General features: G+C 45.7%; 18 protein-coding genes. All 18 read right to left on the bottom strand.

Going from position 1 to position 21501, the window contains the following annotated elements:
- Nucleotides 1-782 precede the first annotated feature (782 nt).
- Nucleotides 783-1604 (bottom strand): ABC transporter permease subunit, encoded by an 822-nt coding sequence (locus CEF21_RS04880; RefSeq protein WP_123913765.1) that lies wholly within the window; start codon nucleotides 1602-1604, stop codon nucleotides 783-785.
- The gene (locus CEF21_RS04875) at nucleotides 1573-2487 is read right to left on the bottom strand and encodes an ABC transporter ATP-binding protein (protein WP_164462085.1); all 915 of its coding nucleotides are present in this window, start codon (nucleotides 2485-2487) and stop codon (nucleotides 1573-1575) included. The genes CEF21_RS04880 and CEF21_RS04875 overlap by 32 nt, the downstream gene beginning before the upstream one ends.
- A gap of 20 nt (nucleotides 2488-2507) precedes the next feature.
- Nucleotides 2508-3044 carry a helix-turn-helix domain-containing protein gene (locus CEF21_RS04870; protein ID WP_123913761.1) on the bottom strand — a complete coding sequence of 179 codons (537 nt, stop codon included), beginning with the start codon at nucleotides 3042-3044 and terminating at the stop codon, nucleotides 2508-2510.
- Between the two features lie 141 nt (nucleotides 3045-3185).
- Complete coding sequence (locus CEF21_RS21850) at nucleotides 3186-4103, bottom strand: GNAT family N-acetyltransferase (RefSeq protein WP_481747628.1); 918 nt, start codon at nucleotides 4101-4103, stop codon at nucleotides 3186-3188.
- Complete coding sequence (locus CEF21_RS04855; protein WP_123913759.1) at nucleotides 4091-4498, bottom strand: hypothetical protein; 408 nt, start codon at nucleotides 4496-4498, stop codon at nucleotides 4091-4093. The genes CEF21_RS21850 and CEF21_RS04855 overlap by 13 nt, the downstream gene beginning before the upstream one ends.
- A 22-nt stretch (nucleotides 4499-4520) precedes the next feature.
- The gene (locus tag CEF21_RS04850; protein WP_123913757.1) at nucleotides 4521-5168 is read right to left on the bottom strand and encodes an HAD family hydrolase; all 648 of its coding nucleotides are present in this window, start codon (nucleotides 5166-5168) and stop codon (nucleotides 4521-4523) included.
- 5 nt (nucleotides 5169-5173) lie between these two features.
- A complete protein-coding gene (locus tag CEF21_RS04845; RefSeq protein WP_123913755.1) occupies nucleotides 5174-5476 on the bottom strand; it encodes a hypothetical protein in 303 nt (100 codons plus the stop codon).
- 223 nt (nucleotides 5477-5699) lie between these two features.
- A complete protein-coding gene (locus tag CEF21_RS04840) occupies nucleotides 5700-6383 on the bottom strand; it encodes an N-acetylmannosamine-6-phosphate 2-epimerase (RefSeq protein WP_123913753.1) in 684 nt (227 codons plus the stop codon).
- Nucleotides 6377-7912 (bottom strand): DUF4127 family protein, encoded by a 1536-nt coding sequence (locus tag CEF21_RS04835; RefSeq protein WP_123913751.1) that lies wholly within the window; start codon nucleotides 7910-7912, stop codon nucleotides 6377-6379. The genes CEF21_RS04840 and CEF21_RS04835 overlap by 7 nt, the downstream gene beginning before the upstream one ends.
- Nucleotide 7913: 1 nt before the next feature.
- The gene (locus CEF21_RS04830) at nucleotides 7914-8879 is read right to left on the bottom strand and encodes an acetylxylan esterase (protein ID WP_123913749.1); all 966 of its coding nucleotides are present in this window, start codon (nucleotides 8877-8879) and stop codon (nucleotides 7914-7916) included.
- A 19-nt stretch (nucleotides 8880-8898) separates the two neighbouring features.
- On the bottom strand, nucleotides 8899-9786 hold the full coding sequence (locus tag CEF21_RS04825; protein WP_123913747.1) for an ROK family protein: 888 nt from the start codon (nucleotides 9784-9786) through the stop codon (nucleotides 8899-8901).
- A 17-nt stretch (nucleotides 9787-9803) separates the two neighbouring features.
- The gene (locus tag CEF21_RS04820; RefSeq protein ID WP_123913745.1) at nucleotides 9804-11480 is read right to left on the bottom strand and encodes an ROK family protein; all 1677 of its coding nucleotides are present in this window, start codon (nucleotides 11478-11480) and stop codon (nucleotides 9804-9806) included.
- Between the two features lie 33 nt (nucleotides 11481-11513).
- Nucleotides 11514-14075: a glycoside hydrolase family 38 N-terminal domain-containing protein gene (locus CEF21_RS04815; protein WP_123913743.1), complete on the bottom strand. Its 2562-nt coding sequence runs from the start codon at nucleotides 14073-14075 to the stop codon at nucleotides 11514-11516.
- Complete coding sequence (locus CEF21_RS04810) at nucleotides 14072-15430, bottom strand: FAD-dependent oxidoreductase (RefSeq protein ID WP_123913741.1); 1359 nt, start codon at nucleotides 15428-15430, stop codon at nucleotides 14072-14074. Before CEF21_RS04810 ends, CEF21_RS04815 begins: the two co-directional genes overlap by 4 nt.
- A 35-nt stretch (nucleotides 15431-15465) precedes the next feature.
- Complete coding sequence (locus CEF21_RS04805; RefSeq protein WP_123913739.1) at nucleotides 15466-16290, bottom strand: carbohydrate ABC transporter permease; 825 nt, start codon at nucleotides 16288-16290, stop codon at nucleotides 15466-15468.
- A gap of 20 nt (nucleotides 16291-16310) precedes the next feature.
- Nucleotides 16311-17258, bottom strand: coding sequence for a carbohydrate ABC transporter permease (locus CEF21_RS04800; RefSeq protein ID WP_123913737.1), 948 nt, complete (start codon nucleotides 17256-17258; stop codon nucleotides 16311-16313).
- 71 nt (nucleotides 17259-17329) lie between these two features.
- Entirely contained in the window at nucleotides 17330-18655 is a 1326-nt protein-coding gene (locus CEF21_RS04795; protein WP_123913735.1) for an ABC transporter substrate-binding protein, read from the bottom strand.
- Nucleotides 18656-18986: 331 nt separating this feature from the next.
- Nucleotides 18987-21350: a glycoside hydrolase family 10-like protein gene (locus CEF21_RS04790; protein WP_123913733.1), complete on the bottom strand. Its 2364-nt coding sequence runs from the start codon at nucleotides 21348-21350 to the stop codon at nucleotides 18987-18989.
- Nucleotides 21351-21501: the final 151 nt, after the last annotated feature.

Here is a 21501-nt window from a genome sequence, read left to right as displayed (position 1 = left end):
AAGCAGCAAGTCTCATTTACTCTAATAAACAGGGAAACACATAGAACGTGTTTCCCTGTTTTCGCTTGAAGCAGGAGTCAGGCGATTGGGTGACAAGACAATCCGGCTGTTTATTTATGATAAAATCGGAATACCATATATTACAACTTGGTAAAGAGGGTGACGAATTGTGGATAAATATAAGCCATATCTATTTGGGTTTGCCTCAGCTCTAATAATCTGCCTAATCTTATTTTCTGTCTCTATAAACTTATACGGATTTCCCCATATCGTCCTTGCTTTGATTGGACTATATTTTACAGCGAAATTATTTAGTTCTAAAAGAATAATCTGGAAAGCCATCTCAACATTGCTGTTTCTCATTCACTTGTATTTTCTTCTATTTGGTATTTTTGGTTTTATGATATTGACTGGTTATTATTTTAATTAGGATTATGAAAAAAACTATAGAAGTATTTTTTTCAGAGTTTATCCTATAGGTTGCCGGAATTGAATTGCACTAATTTCTTTATTTAGCCTGTCCGAGCTACAATCATGGATTTTCATCTCGCTGACTGATGTTTTATAAATATTGCTATTAGCAAAATTGTGTTGGGCTGATTGTAGCGCAAGGTGCGAGACTCCTGCGGGAGCAGCGGGACAGGTGAGACCCCGCAGGCGCAAAGCGCTGAGGAGGCTCACCGCCCGCCCCGCGGAAAGCGAGCAGCCTGCAGCGGAAATCAGCCAAAACCATTCTACTTTCAAGTAATTCTCTTAAAAACTGATATCTGGATAGCCCCTTCTCATCCAATCTGATTCTCAAACAGCGAATTCCGATTATTAAACTTCATAATCCAGTAAAACAGGAAAACATTCAGCAGCAGAACTCCAGCCGATATCATCAGCATGAGCTCAATCCCAAGCAGGAAAAGCCCGCTCAGCTGGCCGACGAGCATCCCGATGACGGGAAGAACGATGATTCCGCCGATATTTTGCGCTTCCTGATAGGTTTTCACTTTTGCTGAAATGATGACGTTTAACAGGATGGTCATCATCATGACAAGCGGTGACAGACAAAGGATCAGGACAAGCCATTTGCCTGACGGAAAGATTAATTTCTCAAACAGGATGAACCCGGTCACATTGATGATGATGCCTCCTATGATGAAGCTGATGAAGGAAACGGCAGCCGATGGGATAAAGGAAGCCAGTACTTTCCCTGCGAAAAGCTCTCTTATGGTGATTGGTGAAAACAGGAGGCTTTCCAGCGTCCGTCGCTCCTTTTCTCCGGCGAAGCTGTTGGCGGCAATGACAGAGGACGTGATGATTGGAATGAGCAAAAATAAGGACGGATACAGATAATTCGTGAAGATGTAGAAAAATTTCTGATTCAGCTCCGGCATTGTACCGGCTTGAAGCCCGGTTATCATTTTATCGATCAGCTGAAGCATGGCCGGGTCCATCATGCTTCCCACGTCCGCAAACAGGACGAAGCAGGACATAGCGACGGGGAAAACCGTGCTAAACATCAGCGGGATGATGATAAGCGTGACAAACAGGTTTTTCGTCCGGACCAGCTGCTTGATGTCTTTTTTAAAGATCGCTGTGATGACGGTTTTGTCCATGATGGGCCTCCCTTATTTTGAAGTAGATCGTTTCAATGGAGATGTTTTCGATGCTGACCGAATAGACAAAATGGGTTTGCAGGATTTCCTTTAGAAGATTAGAAATTTCCTTTTTGGATTTTACCCGGCAGCGGAGAAACCCTTCTTTAACGATGTCCATACCGTTCCTTCCCGGCCAATCCGTCTCGATCACAACCGAGAGCTCCGTTATATATTTATTGGTAAGCTGGGATAAGGAGCCTTGTTCTGCAATCGTATGATTTTCCATAAAGGCAAAGGAATCGCAGATGGTTTCCAGCTGGTGCAATACGTGGGAGCAGATGATAATCGTTGTTCCTGTTTCTTCGTTGTATTTTTTCAAGTAGGAGAGAACGAGATTGATTCCGTTCGGATCGAGGCCGTTCGTTGGTTCATCCAGGAATAAAATTTCCGGCTTATGGAGGAGCGCCTTCGCAAGGGCCAGTCTCTTCTTCATCCCCGTACTGTACGTTCCAGCCAGTCTATGCTGATACTCCTCCATATCAAACAACTTCAGCAGACGGCCGATTTCGCTCTTGTCCTGTACCTTATAAAGGTCTGCGAAAAACTTCAAATTATCCAGTCCGCTCATCTCGTGATACAGACCGGCGTTTTCCGTTACAATACCGGAAATTTTCCTGATGTCATCGCCTTCTGCTGCAGGGTCGAAACCAGCAACCCGGATTGTTCCTGTATCCGGAGTGATGACCCCGTTCAGGATTCGGATCAGTGTCGTCTTCCCTGCCCCGTTCGGTCCAAGCAGACCAAGAATTTCTCCCTTTTTCACAGTGAAATCCACTCCGTCCAACACGATGTCTTTGCCGAACGACTTCGCAGCTCCTGAAACTTCAATAATAGTGGACAATAAAGCCGCCTCCCTTGCCTTTATTTTTTCGGATCCGGAATCATGATGGTTGAAATATGCCTTGTTCTCCGTTCAGGTGACGGCTGCTTCTCCATCGCTTCCATGAGCAGGCCCGACATTTTCCCCATCAGTTCCATGAACTCTTCATCCGTTAAATGGACGCTCGCCACCCCGTATCCGACCCCATCTTTTATCACACTAAAGGCTTCCTGGTTTAAATAGTCTTCATACATGCCCGCAAGCTGATTCGTAAATGCAGCGAACAAGTCCAGGTGCTCTTCCTTTGTAATCTTTTCAAGGTCTTCCGGTGTCGCATCCCCGATTTTCTTTAGCGCATAGATTTTTTCCACTGTTCCGCGGATCGGATTTTCCTGAACGACTTCAATAATGTCAGCTTCCAGCAGCCTGTTGATATGCCGGTACAGGGTGGCCGGAGGAACTTCGTCCATCCGTTCCGAAAGCTGCTGGGCACTGAGCTCTCTCCCATTGATTAAAGCCTGGGCAATTTTCATCCTGACCGGGTGCAGGAGGAGCTTCGCTTTTGATGTTTGATTCATTGCAAATCTCACCTCTTATTATTATCACTTTTGATAATATAATATAAAACGAGAATAATCAAATAAAAAAATACCCCCGATGATTGGAGATATTCCTTCTTATGGTATCCATTTACCATTTGATCAACGCTACAGGTCTCATTATATTTTACAGTTCATTGTTAAAGTCCGCGGAGCAAATCCCATTTCTTCATAAATTAGTACCGCGTGATTCCCTGCATAAACGCTTAAACGAACTTCTTCATAACCTTCCGACTTAAACTGGTTCATAGCTTCTTCCATCAGTTTCCTGCCAAGCCCATTTTTCCTGAAAGGTTCAAGTACATACAGTTCATAGACAAATCCAAATGTTTTATCTGTCAGCGAATCCTTCCCTTTTCCAATCAGCACCCATCCGTGAAAGGAGTCTCCATCCCCAGCAACGAGATACGTGCACCCTTTATCCAAGAGTGATTGAACAAGCTTACTCGCTTTTTCATCTGACGGGCGGGCTTCGCCAAGGGTACCGTCACGCATAGCCTGAGAAGAATGGGTAAGAATCATGGGAAGATCTTGCTCCGTAAAGGGCCGAATCTTGGAACGAAGGGGGCCCCGTTTTTCAGCTTTACCTGTTTCTTTCGCATAAACCTTAATCGATCCCCCGCCGGGTCCATATGCCTCACCGAAATGAATCCAACCGTATTTCTCATAATAGCCCTCTATATCCGTAGTCAAATAAAGAGTCTTATATCCTTTTTCCGCAGCTTCCCGAAGCCCATGCTCAAGAAGCAGACTTCCGAGCTCTTTTCCCCGGTAGTCCGGATGCACATACAGACAGGCAAGCCACGGATGCAAATCCTGGCGGCTGTTTATATCATTTCTGAGCAATGCGTATGTACCGATAATTTCATCGTTTTGGAGTCCGATATAAAACCTCGGAAGATTGGACTCAGTTTTACACGAGTGCTTCATACAGTCTTCGTAAAACGCGCGGTTCTCTTCGCTTCCCCATTCTCCCCAGAAGACTTGAAGAGCCTTCTCAAAAAGTTCAGGATGCTCGCTGATTTCTAGAATGTCCATTCTGGTTTCCCCTTTGTTCGTTTTCTATGTAAAAGATAGGTAAGGCCGTAATGTAAAAATCCAATCACAAGGGTCCCGGTAAACGGCAGTAGGAAATAAGTCAGCCGGGAATACATCCCCCTGAAAAAGTAAGCGTAAATAGTGACAAGCAGGACAAACAATAGCAGACCCAAAAGCCCCTGTTGATTTCTCGACTTTACATAGTTCCCTGCTCCATAAACAATCGTACTCCAGCAGACCGCAGCCCCAATCAGGAAAATAAAACTGAAAAGGTAATCCACCGCATCTGGAAAGTAGTCGCTTCTTACCGGTATGGCGAGCTTGCAAACCGCTAGCGAAAGGAACATGGATGCGAACATCCACATCCAATAAATAATGCGTCTAGTCTTCGTCATATGTATGTCTCCTCAATGGTGTTTATCTAACTTCCATGGCTATTAGTGTCTTTTTAAATTCCCCTATGCTTGTATACATTGCATCGGGTTTACGGCTGAATTCAGCCGTCTGAAATTCCGGCAGCCACTGAACCCCGACTGTCAGCACTCCCGCTCCAAGTCCAGCTCCAATATCGGCGTCGCTGTCTCCTATAAACATTGCTTCAGTGTGGTCTATGCCTAATTGCGAAAGGACTTTAAGAATGCCTTCCGGATCAGGTTTTGGCTTTTCCACATCGTCTCCCGTAATGATGACATCAAATGAAACGTTCATCTTAAGTTCCTCAAGAGATAGATCCAGACTTCTTCTCGCTTTTCCTGTTACAATGGCGAGTTTCATGCCGCGGTCCTTTACCATTTGCAGCAGGTCACTGATTTCCTCATTCGGCTTTACAAGCTGATGATGGTTTTCCTTGTATACGAAATAAAAGTGTTCGATTGCTTCCTCTTTGTTTTCATGCAAAAGATTTTTGCGGATGATATCCGGCTCTGAAGGTCCAAACATCGCAACAATGTCCTCTGAGGTCACGTCTCTTTGGTCATATTTCCTGAATACATCCTGAAAGGCTTCAAAGCAAATGGGCAGCGTGTTTGCAAGCGTGCCGTCAAAATCAAAAATTATGGCTTTCATTCCATTCACTTTCCTTTCAATTTAGAGGTTCCGATCCGTTCCCATTCACCAAAAGGGTCCGGATTTCCTTCTCCATCCGTCCATAAGCGGTAATGCACCCCATCCGCCTCCACTTCCAGAACGAACTCTGAATAGAATTCTCCCCAGCTCCCAAGCGCTGCGGTTTTGCTGACTCTTGTGATTTCAGGATGAAGGGAAACAACCTTCTCTTTAATGAAATTCAATTTTGACTGAGTGTATAGATAGATTGAAGCGGTAAGGATGGCAAGGATTTCGGCAAGCACAAGCAGGATCTGCTTGAATTTCATTTGTCCACCCACTTTTTTCCTTCATTCTTGTCTTCCAAAAAGCCAATATGATTGAATTCTCCTCAACGAGACTTTAATCCTTTTTCCAATTCCTGCTTTTCTCAGCAGCCATCATCCAGCTTAGTCTGAACACAAAAAAGGCAGCAAAGGAACATTCCATTCCGCTACTGCCTGCTCAATTGCTGAATCTGATGGATGATCCCCATTCAAACATCTCAAACCTCTAATAAGTCTGCATTTCCTTCACAAATCGTTCCGTGATTTGCTGGGGCCTCGTAATTGCTCCGCCTACCACTACAGCATGGGCTCCACAGGCTAATGCTTTTGCAGCCATCTCCGGTGTCAGGACGTTTCCTTCTGCAATGACGGGGAGGCTCACATTTAGAATGACTTCTTTTAAAAATTGAAAGTCCTGGTCATACAATTTTTTTCCGGCTGTTTCATCTGTATAGCCGTAAAGAGTCGTCCCTATGCAATCGAAGCCTAGCTGCTCCGCCGTTTTGCAGTCCTCAATGGTCGAGCAGTCGGCCATCCATTTTTGCTCGGGATAGGTGCGTTTCAGCTGTTCCATAAACTCAGGAAGCTCAATTCCTCCGGGGCGTGTTCGGTTCGTAGCGTCAAGGGCAATTAAATCAGCACCGGTCTCAATAAGCTGTTGGATTTCGTTCATGGTTGGCGTTATGTATACTTGCGAATCCTCGTATTCAGCTTTGATGATGCCGATGATGGGCAGCTGCACGTAGTCCTTTATTGCCTGGATGTCCGCGGCTCCATTTGCACGTATAGCTGCTGCGCCCCCTCTTTTAGCGGCATCCGCCATCCTTTTCATTATATCGGCTCCAAACAGAGGCTCGTCTTCAAGCGCCTGGCATGAAACAACCAGCCCAGATTGAATTTTGTTCAGCATGGCGATTCCTCCCGTATTTTTGTTTTTAGTTCAATTCCGCATTCAAACATCCGGTTCCAAGGGGCGAAGGTTTTGATTTCCACCAGCTCCATATTTTCAAAGCTTGAGAGGATTAGAGCATTGAATCTCTCTCTCAGCCGTTCATTCCGATCGAGGCAGATTCGTTCCGCTTCTTCTTTTAAATCAAAGTAGGTAAGACCGCTCTCCTCAGAAAAGGCTGCCGTCATCTCCATTCGAATCTCTGACTGATAGAAATAATCATCGAGCAAGTGATAAATCAGATTTTCTTTAATGAGTTTCTCTTGACCCGCTTCTGCAAGGATCCCCTGGCAGATCGTTGTACCGAGAGTATTGCAGTTTGTATTCCAGCCTTTATAGGAAAGCAGACGGTCCAGTACCCGGGCATCATCCAGCAGGGTGATTAGCTCCCGGTCTCCTCCGTTTGCATAGGCGGAATCCGCGACGATCACTTTCTTTCCTTCTTCTACAAATTCAGTAATCTGCTCGGAAAACATCAGCATGTTCCGGAAGCTGGTATAGGTAATATCCTTCTGATTCTGATTCCAAGATTCCTGCATAATTCGTCCAGGGGTATTATAGGCAAGAATGAAGTCGGCATCATCCGCAGAATCAGCAAGCGAACAGCCTGCCGCCATAATATGCGCTTTCATGCTTTCGGCAAAGGGTCGGTCTTCATACATCGGAATAAGCCCGGGGCCAAGCGTGCTGCTCCAGATCGGATAGATTTTCGGGTTTTGCCTTTTAAGATCGTTGTATGCCCGCGCGAGGAGCGTTGCGCCCACTTCATCTGCGCCTGGGTACATATGGACTTTTTTATGAAGACGGAGTGCTTCGCGTTTTTCCGAGACCGCTTTTTGGTCGATCGCGGTGTATCCATATTCCGCACTATCGTCCTGCGGAATCGCTAAGAACGTAAGAACGCCCTCTGCTACAAGCTCCAGCATGTGCGTATTCATTTGCGAATTAAAGCTGCGCCGTTTCTCATAATCGTGAATGTACAGGTGCGGGAGCCTTGCTGTGATGTCGTCAAGCTGAGCCTTTTCCTTTTCCGCGAGCCCTTCCCGACTCTGTTTGTCTGTTAAAAAGGCACGAAGAAACAATTCACGGCCCCAGTGTTCATAGTAGTCGGGTTCCTCATCGCTTGAACTGTATTTCGGCGTGCGCATGATCAGGTTCGAGGCATAAACCGGCAGTTTTGGATAATCGGCACGCAGTGAGCGGAGCCGTTCTGTCCAGCGGCTGGCCGTGTCTTCAGAAAGGTGATGCAGGCGGGATGGAAGGAGGCCTCCGTAAACGAGCATATCGATACTAATGATGAGAGCATCTGCCGTTTTTGCTGATTCTTTCAGCCAGCACCATAAACGTTCCACGTCCGCAGCTTCTTTTTTCCTGCCTAAAAGGGCTCTGTCCGGGCAGATTAACTCGATCTTGGAGGATGTTCGTGCCATCCTTTCGACATAATCGATATTGCATGGGCGTTCATCAATCGGAATATATACGATATTCATGCTAGGAATCTCCTTTAATGAAAGATGCGGCAAACTTCAATTTTTCTTCTTCATGAATGGCAGAGAGAGCGTGGCCGAATTCCGGATACACTCTAACCTGCTTCTCGCCGCACAGATGATTGTACAAGGCGAATCCGCTTGACGGCGGACATACATTGTCCTCCAAACCAATCCCTACCATTACAGGACATTGAACTCGGCTTGCAAGATTCATGCAATCTACATAGCTGAGCGTTTCATAGACGGTTTTCTCTGTTTTATGGAGCGGATCGTGTACTTTAAAATAATGGTAGATTTCCTGATATGGACCTTCTGAAGCAAGTTGAACAGACCGCTTGAAGTGAGTGAGGAATGGAATATCCGCACAGGAAAACAGCAAATCCTCCTGAAGGGCAGCTGCCGCAATCGCAAGTGCGCCTCCCTGGCTTCCCCCTTCAGCAAACACCCGTGTTTTTCCTGAAATTTGCTTTACGGCGTCTATGCTCCGAAAGGCATCCATATAGGCATGGCTGTAATAATATTGATCCGGTTCCAGAATCCCTTGTGTCATCCAGCCGGAAGGCCCTCCATTGCTGTAAAGGCTGTGATCAGGGGACTCTATGTTCTGACCCCTCACGTGTACCATAAGAACCGGAATTCCCTGAACTGCATATTTGAAAGCATAGCTTGGCTGAAGAGTGTTCCAGTTGTAGCCATGAAAAAGAACGGCAGCCGGTGTATCCGTTCTCTCATTGACAGGCTTCACATACATCCCCTTAATCTTAGAGTTTTGGAAACCGTCGAAACTCACGGTATGCACTTCAATTCCCTGCACCCAATACGGCTGCTGACTCGTCCCGATATTCAGAGGCTGGGATCGGCTTTCTTCGATTCTCCTGTCCCAAAACGAATCAAAATTCTCTTTTTTCGTCTGCGGAGGTTTGTATCCCTCCAGCTCTTCAAGCGGCATATCAAACAGGTTCATCATCTTCCTCCAAATATGAGTATTATGGATGCAAGGATGAGGCGGCAAGTGTTCGGCCCGCCAATGCAAGGGCACCCTTTAATCCTGAAAAGTCTTTTAGTGCCGGAGGTACGATATATGTATCAAGATTGTCGACGTATGGGTTTTGAATGTAGCCATTCATGTATTCCCCGAATTTTTTGCGGATGAGCGGAAAGAGCTGCCTCTGCCTCATCACTCCACCTCCGAGGATCAGCCGCTTTGAATTGAGAATGAGCGCATAATTCACGAGTGCCTGGGCAATATAATCCGCTTCGATTTCCCAAACCTCTGCGCGATTCGCAAGTTCATCCCCCTTTGACCCCCATCTTTTCTCAAGAGCAGGCCCTGCGGCAAGTCCTTCCAGACAATCGCCGTGATATGGGCAGCTGCCGCGGAAAGAATCATCCGGGTGACGGCGCACGAGAATGTGCCCCATTTCCGGATGGCTCATTCCGTGAAGCAGCTCTCCTTTTACGACAGCCCCCACTCCGATTCCCGTTCCGACCGTCATATACATGCAGCTGTCCAGCCCCTGTGCAGCTCCCCAGGTGAGTTCTCCTAGTGCAGCAGCGTTCACATCTGTGTCAAACGCTATCTGTACACCCAATTCCTGCTTAAGACGGCTATACAAAGGAAAGTTCATCCATTTAAGCTTTGGAGTCGTTGTAATGCTGCCATAGGAAGCACTCGTTTCATCAAGGTCAGCCGGCCCAAAAGTACCGACTCCAAGTGCCTCTAATTGAAAATCGGAAAAGAATGCTATGACCTGTTCCAAAGTTTCTTCCGGATCCCCCGTTGGGATTTGACAATGTTCGGTAATATCGCCATTGACCGTTCCGACTCCGCATACAAATTTCGTTCCGCCTGCTTCGATAGCTCCTATCGCCAAATCAAGCCCCCCTTTCGCTACACCTTTCGGCTAAGCTGTTTAATTTGAAGATCCTGCATGCCTTTGAATACAACATCAAGCAGATAATAGGCGGAAACTTCGCTAAGTGAGCTGCTGTTTCCTTCTATTTCTTCTGCAGCAGGTATCAGCATCCGTATATCTGAAGCTCTTGATAATGGAGAATCCTGCTGACTTGTGATTCCAATTGTTACTGCTCCCCTGCTTCTTGCCGTATCCATGATGCTGACAATATCAGAAGCATAGCCGGATGCGCTGAGGCCGATTACCACCGTTTCAGGTGTCAAGGCATAGGAGGACATTTCTCTTTCGTAATGGCTTGAAAAAGTATCAGCTGCCATACCGAGCTTCATTAGTTTGAATTTGAGCTGACTGGCAACGACTGACATTTCTCCCGCTCCATAGAGAAAAATTTGTTTTGCCGAAAGAAGCTGGCTTGAGAATTTTTGAATATCCGTCAGATCGTATAGGCTGTCACATTTTTTCAGCATACTCATATACGTATGCTTTACCTCTGTCAGACTCGACGGCTTCGCTTGTTCATACAGCCTCGTACTGACCGTTGCCTCTTTCGCCATGAGCCGGAGCTTGTTATAAGAGCCGAACTCAAGTTTCTGGCAAAATCTCGTAATGGTTGCTTCTGAAACATTGATCTGCCGCGACATTTCTGAAATGGTTTTGTTTGGAACCGCTTCGAGATTAAGAATGACAAAGTTTGCAATCATCTGCTCCCGTTTTGTAAGCTTATGCATATTAGATTCAATCATCGCTGTCATGCTTTTAAGGGGCTTAAGCGATTCCTGCAGGAGAAAATGCCGGAGTGCGCCAATCATTCCCGCATCATTTAAATTTCTGGCAATTTCTATCTGTGTTTTGTCCAAAATGGCCGGAATCAGGTCTTTTCCGAGCTGCTCCATGATAAGCGGATACAGATAATCCTTTTGGGCCGTTATTCCGCCGCCGATGATAATCATTTCCGGATTCATCATATAAGCAATCGTCGCTATGCCTTTCGATAGATAATAGACAAGACGGTTAATCTGTTTTACGCAAACTTCGTCTCCTGCTTGTGCAAGTGCAAAAATTTCTTTTCCGTCAATGTCCTGTTCCCTGATTCCTTTCAGTTTTGCAACGTTTTGAATCAGAATACGCGTGGAAGCAAGTTCCTGCAGCTGGCTTCCTTCAATCGGAATGTAGCCGATTTCTCCTCCGCTGAAGCTGTGTCCCGTATGAAGCTTGTTATCCAAAATATAACTCCCGCCGATTCCAGTTCCAATCGTTAAGCAAAAGATGCTTTTCGCATCTTTTCCGGTGCCAATCCAGGATTCTGCCAGGCCCGCACAATTTACATCGTTTTCCACTTCAACCGGAAGCCTGAAATAATCCTCCAATTCTTTTTTCAGAGGAATGCCCGTGTATTCGGGAATGAGCGAGGATGCATATAAAATACTTCCTTCCCTGGAATCCACTTGCCCCGCTGTACTAATGCAAATTCCGCTTATATCGTGCTCATCGGCTAGTTTCTTTCCATACGTTTTTACTTTCTCAACGATTGCCGCTCCACCTAGGTGGGCTTCTGTTTCCGTTTCATATTTCGCCGCGAATGTTCCGTCTTCCAGCAGGACGCTGTATTTGATTAACGTTCCGCCAATATCAAATGCTATAAATTTCCTCATTGGTCATCACCTTCTTTTCTATGGCAGGAGCAATCAGTCTTCACTTTGCTGCTCTCTTCTTTTTATACGAAATGTTTTTATTTGTTTAGGTTTAAAAGCAACGGCCGTTACAGGTGACGCTTCATATGCCATCAGCACTTCACCGGAAAAATCAATTTCAAAAACCGCGGCAGGATCAAATCCGAAGTGCAGCTCCGTCATTCTTGTTTCCGATGCCGGGTTAAAGCACCTGATATCAAAAGAATTCTTTTCCTTTTGAATAAAGGATGAAAACACGATATCGGGCGATGTTTGCTTAAACAATACCGTTTCATCCTTCAGCGAACCCGATTGCTGAGTCAGAACGGGGTGGCGCAGCCATCTTGCTTCGTTCAACGACTGATGCTGTTTTCCAAGCGTCAGCCCGTACTCAAATTCATGCTCTCCTGAACATTGGGCTCCCGGAGTTTCAAAGCCTGGTCCAGCCCCGTTCCCCCTTGTCCGAAGATCCCGTCTTGAAAGCCATCCTACACTTCGGATTGCGGTAAGAAATGCATAATCCTCTCCATCGACCTGATCAATTTCGTACTCCTGAAGTCCGCGCTGAACAAGCTGATGTTCGTTTGCGATGACAGTTGAGTAGGTTGGATACTGATTCATGACCGCTTCCTTATTTGCAGGAGCATCCCAAATCTTCTCACGGAGTGTTTTTCGTTCAATCAGATCAAATGCCGTATCTGCAAAGCTCTTATCCGTCTTCCCTGAAGCGAACCCGATTCGGAGCTTTTGATCCTTCGCCTGATTGAGGATGGTTGTGTGAAAGGCAATCAGCCGTTTTTTATGATAAAGCGTTATAGCGGTGGTCATCTTATTGATGACTGTTTCTCCATTTGGCCCCGTCCTGTTTTCGTTTAGAGCAGCCGGAAGTTCCATTTCATAATGGAGGATGGCGGACTGTGACGTCTTCCCCTTCTTTATATCGGTTACGGCTGTCAATATAGACCGGCTCTGGCAATCATGGAGCGGGGGAGAGTAATTGTATGTATCCCCGGCGTCCATTGATGAAACGAATACATGCTGATTTTCATACACAGCCCCGGTTTCGCGATCCGTAATGATCAAGCCGCTCTGATTCCATTGAACGGTATAGAATTCATTTTCTATCCAGTCTGACTCTGAATGTTCTAAAACGGCCGTTTCTGAGGTGTCCGTCTCAATCCTGATTCGTTTCGTTTCCACTCCTGCAAATGGAAGCATGAATTCGACATGATATACCGCATACTGTGCGTAATGCGGCTCTGCAAGGATGTGCCGCAGGAATTCCTCTTTCACTTCTCTTCTAATGACATCGAAAGGGATTTCAGCATCGTGGTGATAAAGCTTAATTGCTCCCAAATCAAGGGCAGCCGGAATCCGTATTTCCGTTCTTACCCGGTAAACATCCTTTATCGGGGTATTGTTTACAACATACAGATATGGCTTTTCGGTCTTCTCATCCAAATAGTCAAACGGATATTCCTCATTCAATGTATCCTTCGCATATTGGCGGATTGCGCCCAGCACTTTTTTCGTCCTTGTCTCCATTTCTTCGTGGACCTCATCAATGCTGCAGCCGCAAATGCTGTCATGCGGCTGATTTTGCAGGATAAGCTTCCATACGTAATCCATAAAATGCTCTGAATTTGTACGTCCGTTTGTCCATGCATTCAACGCTTCCATCATTCCTACCGCAGCATCCTCGCACATTTGATTGTGTTTCTTCAGGTAAGAACGAGTGGAGTAAACTCCCGGCAGAATAAATATTTTAGAGGCATCACGCTGTTCCCCCAGTATTTTCCGTACCGGCTTCTCTCCCTTAAACGCCTTTGCATATTCAGACATAAGGGACTGTTTAAAATGAATGTCCGGAAATGCCTCATTTAATCTATCCATTCTTTTATGTAAATCGTTTGCGGTGAACGTATGATCCGCGCCGTTCATAAACAATGCTTTTCCATAGGTTAAAAACGGTTCATTTTTATCAAGATAAGCCTTTGCTTTATCCGTAAAATCCTCGTGCTTTAAAAAGGTTTGATAATAGCCGTCAAATAACGGAAGGACAAATGTAAACACTTCGCTCCCGTCCGGAGCCTCCCACATATTTTCAAATCGGTCCGAAACAGCGCCGCGCCAGACTATGGCCGTATCAATCCCGTATCCTTTAAAGATTTGCGGCATCTGGCTTGCATGGCCGAACGTATCAGGCAAATACCCAATGTTCCACGATGAGCCGAGTTCCTTTGCTTTTTTGATGCCAATCTCCAGATTTTTCAGCATGGATTCACCCGATACTAAAAATTCGTCCGCAAGGAGATACCATGGGCCTGCTTCTATTTTTCCTTCTTCAATCCATGAGATCAGCCGGGCATACTCCTCTTTACTGACAATCTCTTGATAATCATCCAGGACGATGGTCTGGCCATCCAGAAAAAAGGATTCGATGCGTCCGGATGAAAGCAGTTCGTCAACGTAACGCATGCCATTCCGCAATTTATAACGGAACTCTTCAAACGATTCATACCATTCTCGGTCCCAGTGAGTATGGTTTAAGACATGAACTTCCTTTACTGATTTCATCGCTGTCCCTCCGCTGTACTAAGCTGCTGTTTAATAATCGCTCCGTCTAATTCATTCAAGCTTATTCCGTTTTGGACCGAGTAGGCACAGGCAACGCCTGCCGCCTCTGCGACCTCTCTTACTGTCGGCTGAATCCGAAGGGATGCCTGCATAAAAAATGTACTGGAGATATGCCTTCCTGCTGCGATTAAATTGCTTATTTCATATGTAATCAAGGAACGGTAGGGAATTTCATAATATTCTCCGCGTGAGAACTTCGCTTCTTCCACTTGCTCGGCAGCCGTACTGTGTACATCAATATACCAGTCGCCCCTTGCAATTCCATCGCGAAATCTGGCTCTCTGAACATAGTCTTTTTCGGTGAGTACGTATTGGCCAATGATTCGATATGATTCACGAATGCCAAGCTGAGAGGCTTCTTTGACTAAAAAGGAATGTTCGAATCCCGGAATGTATTTAGGCAAAAATCGGGTTAGCCGGCGAATCATTTCCCGCCCTTTTGTAACACCCTGTGATCGGAGAACGGCGCTTGTCGTCCGGTGAATACCCGGAATATGCGGACAGTTAAACGACATGACCCCGGTTTTTCCCGGCTGGGTAAAGGCTTGAAAATAACGCAGGTCTTCTTCTATCAAATCCCCGTTTTCCAGTCCTTTTTGAAAAAAGGATTCCAGTACATGCCCTTTTCCAGGCACCATCGCAATTTCAAAAAAGGCTGGATTTTCGATTTTGCAAAATGTTTCATTTTTGGAAAGCATGAATGTCCTCAAAGCTTCAATGTCAATTCCGGCCATCTCGAACCGGAAGGAAATTTGCTGGTTGTGTCCTTCCTTGTTTCCTGATTCGACGGGAACCCCTGCTGTACGGGAAAGAAGCGCATCCGCCGTTGCATCAATAAACGTTTTGCCCTCTATGGCTGCAAGCCCCTCACATGTGTTGATGATCAGGTGCGTAATCCGGCTGCCTTCTTTGATGCAATCGACGATATTGGCATCATATAAAATGCTGCCTCCCCGCTCTGTGATGAGCTGCTCCAATACACCGCTCAGCGTCTCGGTATTGAACCAGCTGCATGCTGTCGTTCCATCATCCGTCTGTATGTTTTCCTTATTCAGCCTTTCAATGATTAAACGGTTTACCCGATTGCCTTTCATATAGGTGGGCATCATCGGTGAAACGAGCGCATTTGTCTGAGTGCCTCCGAGAGCAATCGTCTTTTCAACAATGACCGTGTGCAGCCCTTCCTCCAGCGCAGCGATGGCAGCCGCTGCACCCGCTGTTCCGCCGCCCGCCACAACACAGTCGGCTTTATAAAGAACGGGCAGTTCCCGTCCAAAGAAAGATAGTGTGTCCATCCGTTCCGCCTCCAGGTTTGTATAATAGAAGATTCTTATCCTTTGACCGCACCGTCTGTGGCACCTGAAATGAAGTACTTTTGCAGCCAGATGAAAATCAGCAAAGTCGGAATCGTTGTCAGGATCGACGCTGCGCTGACAAGCTTTAAGTTAGACCCGTCAAAATTCTGGGATAGCTGAGCCAGTCCAATGGAAAGTGTATACATGCTGCTCTCCGTCGAATTGATCAGCGGCCATAAATAATCGCCCCACGTTCCCATAAACGTAAAGATGGCAAGTGTCACGAGTGTCGGCTTTACTAACGGCATGGCTACCATATACCAAACCTTGAATTTATTTGCACCATCCAGATAAGCGGACTCCTCAAGCTCCTTAGGTATTCTTAGATACGCTTGGCGCATCAGGAAAATTCCGAATGCCGTGGATACCTGCATGACCACTAATCCGATATGTGTGTTGCGCAATCCGAGCTCTCCAGCAAGCTGAAAAAGAGGAGCCATATAAAGCTGGAAGGGAACCATCATGGTCGAAATGATCAAAGCGAGCACGACGCTGCGTCCTCTAAAGTCCATGCGTGCCAGCGGATAGGCCGCAAGACTGCAAAACAGCAGATTTAGCGGAATCGCAATCACTGTGACAATCACCGTATTCAAAAAATATGTACCGAAATTAGCTTTTTCAAAGGCCGTGAAAAAGTTTCCCATCGTTGGATCTGCAGGAAGAATATTTTCATAGATTCCTTCACTTGGCGATTTAACGGCAATGAAGAGCGTTATAAGAAACGGCCCGACTGTAAGAAGGGTAATGAAAAGCATGACCGCATAAATGCCGATTTTTTGGCTGAAGCGTTTTTTCTCCATCCTGATTTCTCCTTTCTTTTTTACGCTCTTAAATCATCTTCACGCTTGCTTGTCAGTTTCATCTGCAAGAGAGACGCTGCAATGGCGAGCACCAGCAAAACCAGACCGGCTGCAGATGCGATGCTGACATCAAGGCTCTTGAACTTTTCGTAAATATACATTACAAGAGTTGTGGTTGCACCCGATGGCCCCCCGTTTGTTGTCAGCGCAATTTCTTCGAACACCTTCATTCCCGCAATAATCGTCATGACAGAAACGAGTGTGATAGAAGGCACCAGCATGGGAACCGTAATATGACGGAACTGCTGAAACAGCGAGGCTCCATCAATGCTTGCAGATTCATAGACATCCTTTGGAATCGATTGCAGACCCGCTAAATAAATGATCATGTAATAGCCGAGTCCCTTCCAGACGGTAATTGCGGCTACAGCTGCCAGAGCTGTGGATGATTGAACAAGCAGGTTCGTAGGAGAATCAAAAACGCCAATAGAAACAAGAAATTTAGAAATTAACCCGCTCTGCGAGTACAGCATTTTCCACATTAGGGCTGCTACCACCATAGGGGTAATGACCGGAAGATAATATAGAATCCGGAATGTACCGACTCCCTTAATCTTTTGATTTACAAGAACGGCAAGAATCATCGGCAGAAAAATATTCAGTGGAAGGACAATGGCCAGAAACACGAGCGTATTTATGAGGGCCAGCCAGAAATTCTTGTCGGTGAAAATTTCTTTAAAGTTGGCCAATCCAACAAATTCACCGGTATCTGCGATAATTTTGTAATCTAAAAAGCTCCATTTAAATGCTTCAAGAATTGGAAGGATTAAAAAAATCCCCAGTATTAAAATGGCAGGAAGCAGAAAGAGCCATGGTGTAAGCAGCTTCATTCCCCATCGTCTTTTCTTTTCTGGGACAGGTTCTGCTTTAGTTTGGATATTTTGCAGGATAGCAGGTTCTCTGTTCACTTCGGTCTCCCCTTTCAAAAAATGAAGACTAGCCTTTAAAAATACAAAGCTAGTCTTTTGTTGACACACCTTTAAAAGGTTACTTTTTCACCGGATTTTTCAAAGGCTTTGTTCCATTCAGATGCCAATTCCTTCACCGCTTCTTCAGGTTTAAGCTTGCCCTGGAGATTTTTCACGAAAATATTCTTCGTTGCAGCACGGAGATCGGCACTGTTTTCAGTTGGCGGAATCAACACTTTCGCGCGGCTCAGAGACTCTGACGCTTGAAGCATTCCAAGTGCTTTCGGTGAGTCTCCTGGATTTTTAAAGTAATCATCCTCCAGAGATTCTTTTGTTGCAGGAAGAACGGTACCGGCAGTTTTCGCGAATTCCAATTGATTCTCAGCATTCGCTACATATTCAGCAAGCTCTACCGCAGCCTCTTTATTCTTCGTTTTAGCCGGAACGGCAAAGTTCATAACCGCAACGTTGACAGGAGCTTCACCGGATTCAAGCGGCTGCCCTGCTTTAGAACCTTTATATACATCCGGGGCACCGGATTCAACCGGTCCAAGGAACGTCACTCCGCCTTCAAGGAAGGATGCATTCCCCGCCATGTATAATTGCTGTCCTGTATTAAGGGAACCTTCCGCTGCCTCTTGCGGGATCAGGCCCTCTTTATACATTTTCTGAGTAAGGGTGAAGAATTCCACTATTTTTTGGTTGTCTTCAAATGAAGCTTTGCCGTCTTTCACGATTGGCTCGCCGTTTGCAAGAGATACCATTTTCTCCATGATGGTATTTCCGTCATTTATCACAGGATAATAGGAAGGCTTTCCTGTCGCTTTTGTTACGGCTTTAGCTGTTTCATAAATCCCTTGAGTATCTTTAGGCAGTTCTTTAATGCCTGCTTTATCAAACTGCCCGCCGTTGTACCAGGAAACGGTAGTTGTTAAGTACCATGGCAGTGCGTATAATTTTCCGTCATACATTCCGGATTCATAAGGTCCTTCAACAAACGATTTCTTCGTTTCATCATTGACCATGTCTGTTAAGTCAAGGAGCCCGCCCTGAGCCGCAATATTGGACATGTAGTGCGGATTCAAGTTTACGACATCCGGTACATCCCCTCCTGTCAGGGAAGTCAGCACCTTTTGTTCCATTTCATTTTGAGGTATGTCTTCGATGACAACGTCCAGCTTCGGATGAAGCTTTTCAAAGTTTGTTTCGAGTTTTTTAAAGTATGTATCGAACGGTTCTCCTTTTAGTGATGCTGTCCAAAGTGTAACCTTACCTGACAGCTCTTCAGATTTGGAACCAGATCCTGAAGCCTCTTCCTTGCCGCTGCATGCAGCCAAACTAAATGAGAGTGCTGCTGCAATTGAACCCGCTGCTACCTTTTTTGTCCATTTACTCATATCCCCAATTCCCCCTCAAACTATTTTTGTAAGCGTTTCCTTATCTTTACTTAAATTCATCATACAAGGGCTGTAAATATTTTTCAATCCTTTTGTAAAATTATTTTACAAGTTATTTTTATTTTGAAAATTAATTTCTAAACGAAATGGTTCGAGCATATAAACATTGAATTTTGACTTTTTTATGCAACCACTCTGCAGATTCAGTAACAGCTTCAAGGCTTCTGCCGGTTATCAATTCAAATTCAGAATCAATCTTCCGGAAAAGAAAGACTGACTCTAATGTCCCTGCTGAGCAGGAACCTATAAAGCCAGTCTCTCTCTGATTTCCTTATTGATTTTGATGATTTACTGCATATTCCACCCAGAATGAAGCTTCTCCCGCCTGCTCCTTCATCCTTTCGCCTGCAGCAGCGCTGATTTTATCTTGTTCAATTAATGTTGTTATATAGCTGATGAACGATTCGAAAGCCCTGCCGCTTTTTTCAGGATTTGTCTGAACTGCGAGTGTCATGATCCGGATTCCCTGCTTCAAATGATCGGCTTCTTTTTTGTTTACAGCCCCCTGCTTCAAATAAATAGATTTAAGCTGCTCATCCATCTTCTTCAAAACAGTTTGCGCGGCTAAAATGGGCTCTTCACCCGGATTTACCGCTTTTTCGCGCCAAGGCCCTTTGCCAAGAGCATCTACAGACGGAGCGCTTGCCTGTCCGAATGCAAACATGTTCACCCCTGAAGTTCCGTGCTTGGCCGACATTACATCATCCACGCTCGCCATCTCGCTTAGATGATGGTAAAACGAATAGATTCCCGTGTAATACATCGTTCCTTCAGGCATCAGCTTTTTGCTATCCTGCACCGTTTTTTGAATGCTGTTGAAATCGTGTCCGTACGCCTGCGGAATGACCCCGTCGATATCATCCTTCCAATCGCTTATAAGAGCCGCTTCAGGTCCCGGCTCCGGTGTGGCTGTCATCATAAATTTAGGATCCAATTGTTTGGACTGGTCATGCAGTTTTTCCACGAACTCATTTTCCCTGGATTGAAGCCATTTCGTCCATCTCTCCCATTGTTCGGGATCCGTTTTTGGATCAAGGGTGTATGGGTCGGTTCCAAATTGCTCCGTATATGCTTTCCGAACCGCACTGCTAAACCCATAGCTCTTCTCAAAAGGCTGGTGAGGGTAGCGCATATAGTCAATATTCAGCCCTTTAATATCGTAATCTGCCTGCATCTCTTTATATATATCGAGCATAAACTGCTGCACCTTTGGCTGGGCAATATCCAGCCAATAATATTTGCTTGATGAATCAGGAGCCGGCTTCCCTGTCGTATTATTCCGCTGAATGGCTGCCCATTCCGGATATTTAACAAACTGGGATGGGGTTCCAAGACTGCTTTCCCCTACCATAAAGCCATCTGTCCACGCCTGGATCGATAAACCGCGCTTTTTCCCTTCCTTCACATACGCCTTCAGCAAGTCTTTGCCGTATTGGCCGTACTGAGCGTTCTGGAATCTCGGATGCTGGGCAGGCAGCCCATACGATTCCATTGTTTTGCTTGGATAGATGGTATAACCATGGAACGTTGTTTCCAGGTAAACGGAATTAAAGCCTGCCTTCTCCATCCGGTCCAATACCTGTTTCACTCCCTCAAGCGTTGTCTCTTCAGGCCGGTACCAAATCGCTCGCTGCTCAGCTGCATGAGAAGGCAGAGAATAGTAATATGCATCATAAGCAGCCTGGGTTGCCTGGCGGGTAAAATCAAGTGCTGCAGCAGAATCTGTTTCCGCTTTTGCTTTTTCAAGCAGGTCCTGTCCCAATTGAAGGGCCTGCTCTGCATTTGGCAGATCGGCATCAATGAATTCTGCTTTTGCTTTGGCAATAGAAGCCTTTGCCTGGTTAATCGCCTGTTCACTTTGGAAAGCAAAGCTGTCTACGTCCTGCGTTATTTTTACTAATCCGTTCGCATCGACGGACACTTTAGCCCCGATGATGGAATTGGCGGAAATCCACTGTGAAGCGATGCCATGTCCGCTTACAACAAATCCATTCTTTGGAATCTTTGAACCTCCCCCGCCAAGCTTCGTAACAAATCCATTTTCCACCGTAATTTCATATCCGTATGGATTGGTCTTCGTTGTTTCACCAAATGCAGGTGTATAAACAATCAATTGATCCGGCCCTCTGAATCCATCGAAAGGGGCGCCTGCCGGATTTGATGCACGCGTTGGATCAACGGCATTTGCGGTTTTTTCCTGAGATTTTTCCACCGGCTCATATAGCTTGATGGTCTCCCCCATGTTCAGCTGAGATAAGAAGTTTGCAGCTTCTGCGGAAGGGACAGTCCCCGTTGAAAGAACCAATCCGTTTTCCGGTATGGCACTGTCGCCATCTGTTCGCTTGACAACCTTGTACTGATTGAGGCCGATTTTTTCTAAAACCGCTTCTTTGCTGCCTTTTCTTGTTTCGGTGTAATAGCTGAAAGCATCATTGAACAAAATGAGCTTATTGTCATTAGCCAGCTGATTCACACCATTAATGGCCATTCGATCCCCTGATTGATCCTCAACCGTCATGACATTTACTGGCGGATTGGACAGGGCGTCAGCGGCATTTCCCGTTAACCCAAGCGAGGATAATACAAGACTTGAAACAAGGACGGAACCGGACATGACTCTCGTTTTTTTGTTCATTCTTTGTTCTCCTTTTCGGTTATTTGCGCTGGAAGAGGAAGAAAGAATCGTCACAGATGTCTTGGTAGCGCTTTCAAGTTTTTATAATAAACGCAGGTTCGAAATGGCACAAGCAGTTTTTGAAAAAATTTTAATAAATTAATAATTTCTG

Source organism: Bacillus sp. FJAT-42376 (assembly GCF_003816055.1).
Classification (GTDB): Bacteria; Bacillota; Bacilli; order Bacillales; family Bacillaceae; genus Metabacillus_B.
This window is presented reverse-complemented; position numbering and strand designations above follow the sequence as displayed.

What these genes read in the sequence shown, in the direction of transcription:
- CEF21_RS04880 (WP_123913765.1), bottom strand. Translation starts at nt 1,604, where the DNA reads ATGGACAAAACCGTCATCACAGCGATCTTTAAAAAAGACATCAAGCAG.
- CEF21_RS04870 (WP_123913761.1), bottom strand. Translation starts at nt 3,044, where the DNA reads ATGAATCAAACATCAAAAGCGAAGCTCCTCCTGCACCCGGTCAGGATG.
- CEF21_RS21850 (WP_481747628.1), bottom strand. Translation starts at nt 4,103, where the DNA reads ATGGACATTCTAGAAATCAGCGAGCATCCTGAACTTTTTGAGAAGGCT.
- CEF21_RS04855 (WP_123913759.1), bottom strand. Translation starts at nt 4,498, where the DNA reads ATGACGAAGACTAGACGCATTATTTATTGGATGTGGATGTTCGCATCC.
- CEF21_RS04850 (WP_123913757.1), bottom strand. Translation starts at nt 5,168, where the DNA reads ATGAAAGCCATAATTTTTGATTTTGACGGCACGCTTGCAAACACGCTG.
- CEF21_RS04845 (WP_123913755.1), bottom strand. Translation starts at nt 5,476, where the DNA reads ATGAAATTCAAGCAGATCCTGCTTGTGCTTGCCGAAATCCTTGCCATC.
- CEF21_RS04840 (WP_123913753.1), bottom strand. Translation starts at nt 6,383, where the DNA reads ATGCTGAACAAAATTCAATCTGGGCTGGTTGTTTCATGCCAGGCGCTT.
- CEF21_RS04835 (WP_123913751.1), bottom strand. Translation starts at nt 7,912, where the DNA reads ATGAATATCGTATATATTCCGATTGATGAACGCCCATGCAATATCGAT.
- CEF21_RS04830 (WP_123913749.1), bottom strand. Translation starts at nt 8,879, where the DNA reads ATGATGAACCTGTTTGATATGCCGCTTGAAGAGCTGGAGGGATACAAA.
- CEF21_RS04820 (WP_123913745.1), bottom strand. Translation starts at nt 11,480, where the DNA reads ATGAGGAAATTTATAGCATTTGATATTGGCGGAACGTTAATCAAATAC.
- CEF21_RS04815 (WP_123913743.1), bottom strand. Translation starts at nt 14,075, where the DNA reads ATGAAATCAGTAAAGGAAGTTCATGTCTTAAACCATACTCACTGGGAC.
- CEF21_RS04810 (WP_123913741.1), bottom strand. Translation starts at nt 15,430, where the DNA reads ATGGACACACTATCTTTCTTTGGACGGGAACTGCCCGTTCTTTATAAA.
- CEF21_RS04805 (WP_123913739.1), bottom strand. Translation starts at nt 16,290, where the DNA reads ATGGAGAAAAAACGCTTCAGCCAAAAAATCGGCATTTATGCGGTCATG.
- CEF21_RS04795 (WP_123913735.1), bottom strand. Translation starts at nt 18,655, where the DNA reads ATGAGTAAATGGACAAAAAAGGTAGCAGCGGGTTCAATTGCAGCAGCA.
- CEF21_RS04790 (WP_123913733.1), bottom strand. Translation starts at nt 21,350, where the DNA reads ATGAACAAAAAAACGAGAGTCATGTCCGGTTCCGTCCTTGTTTCAAGT.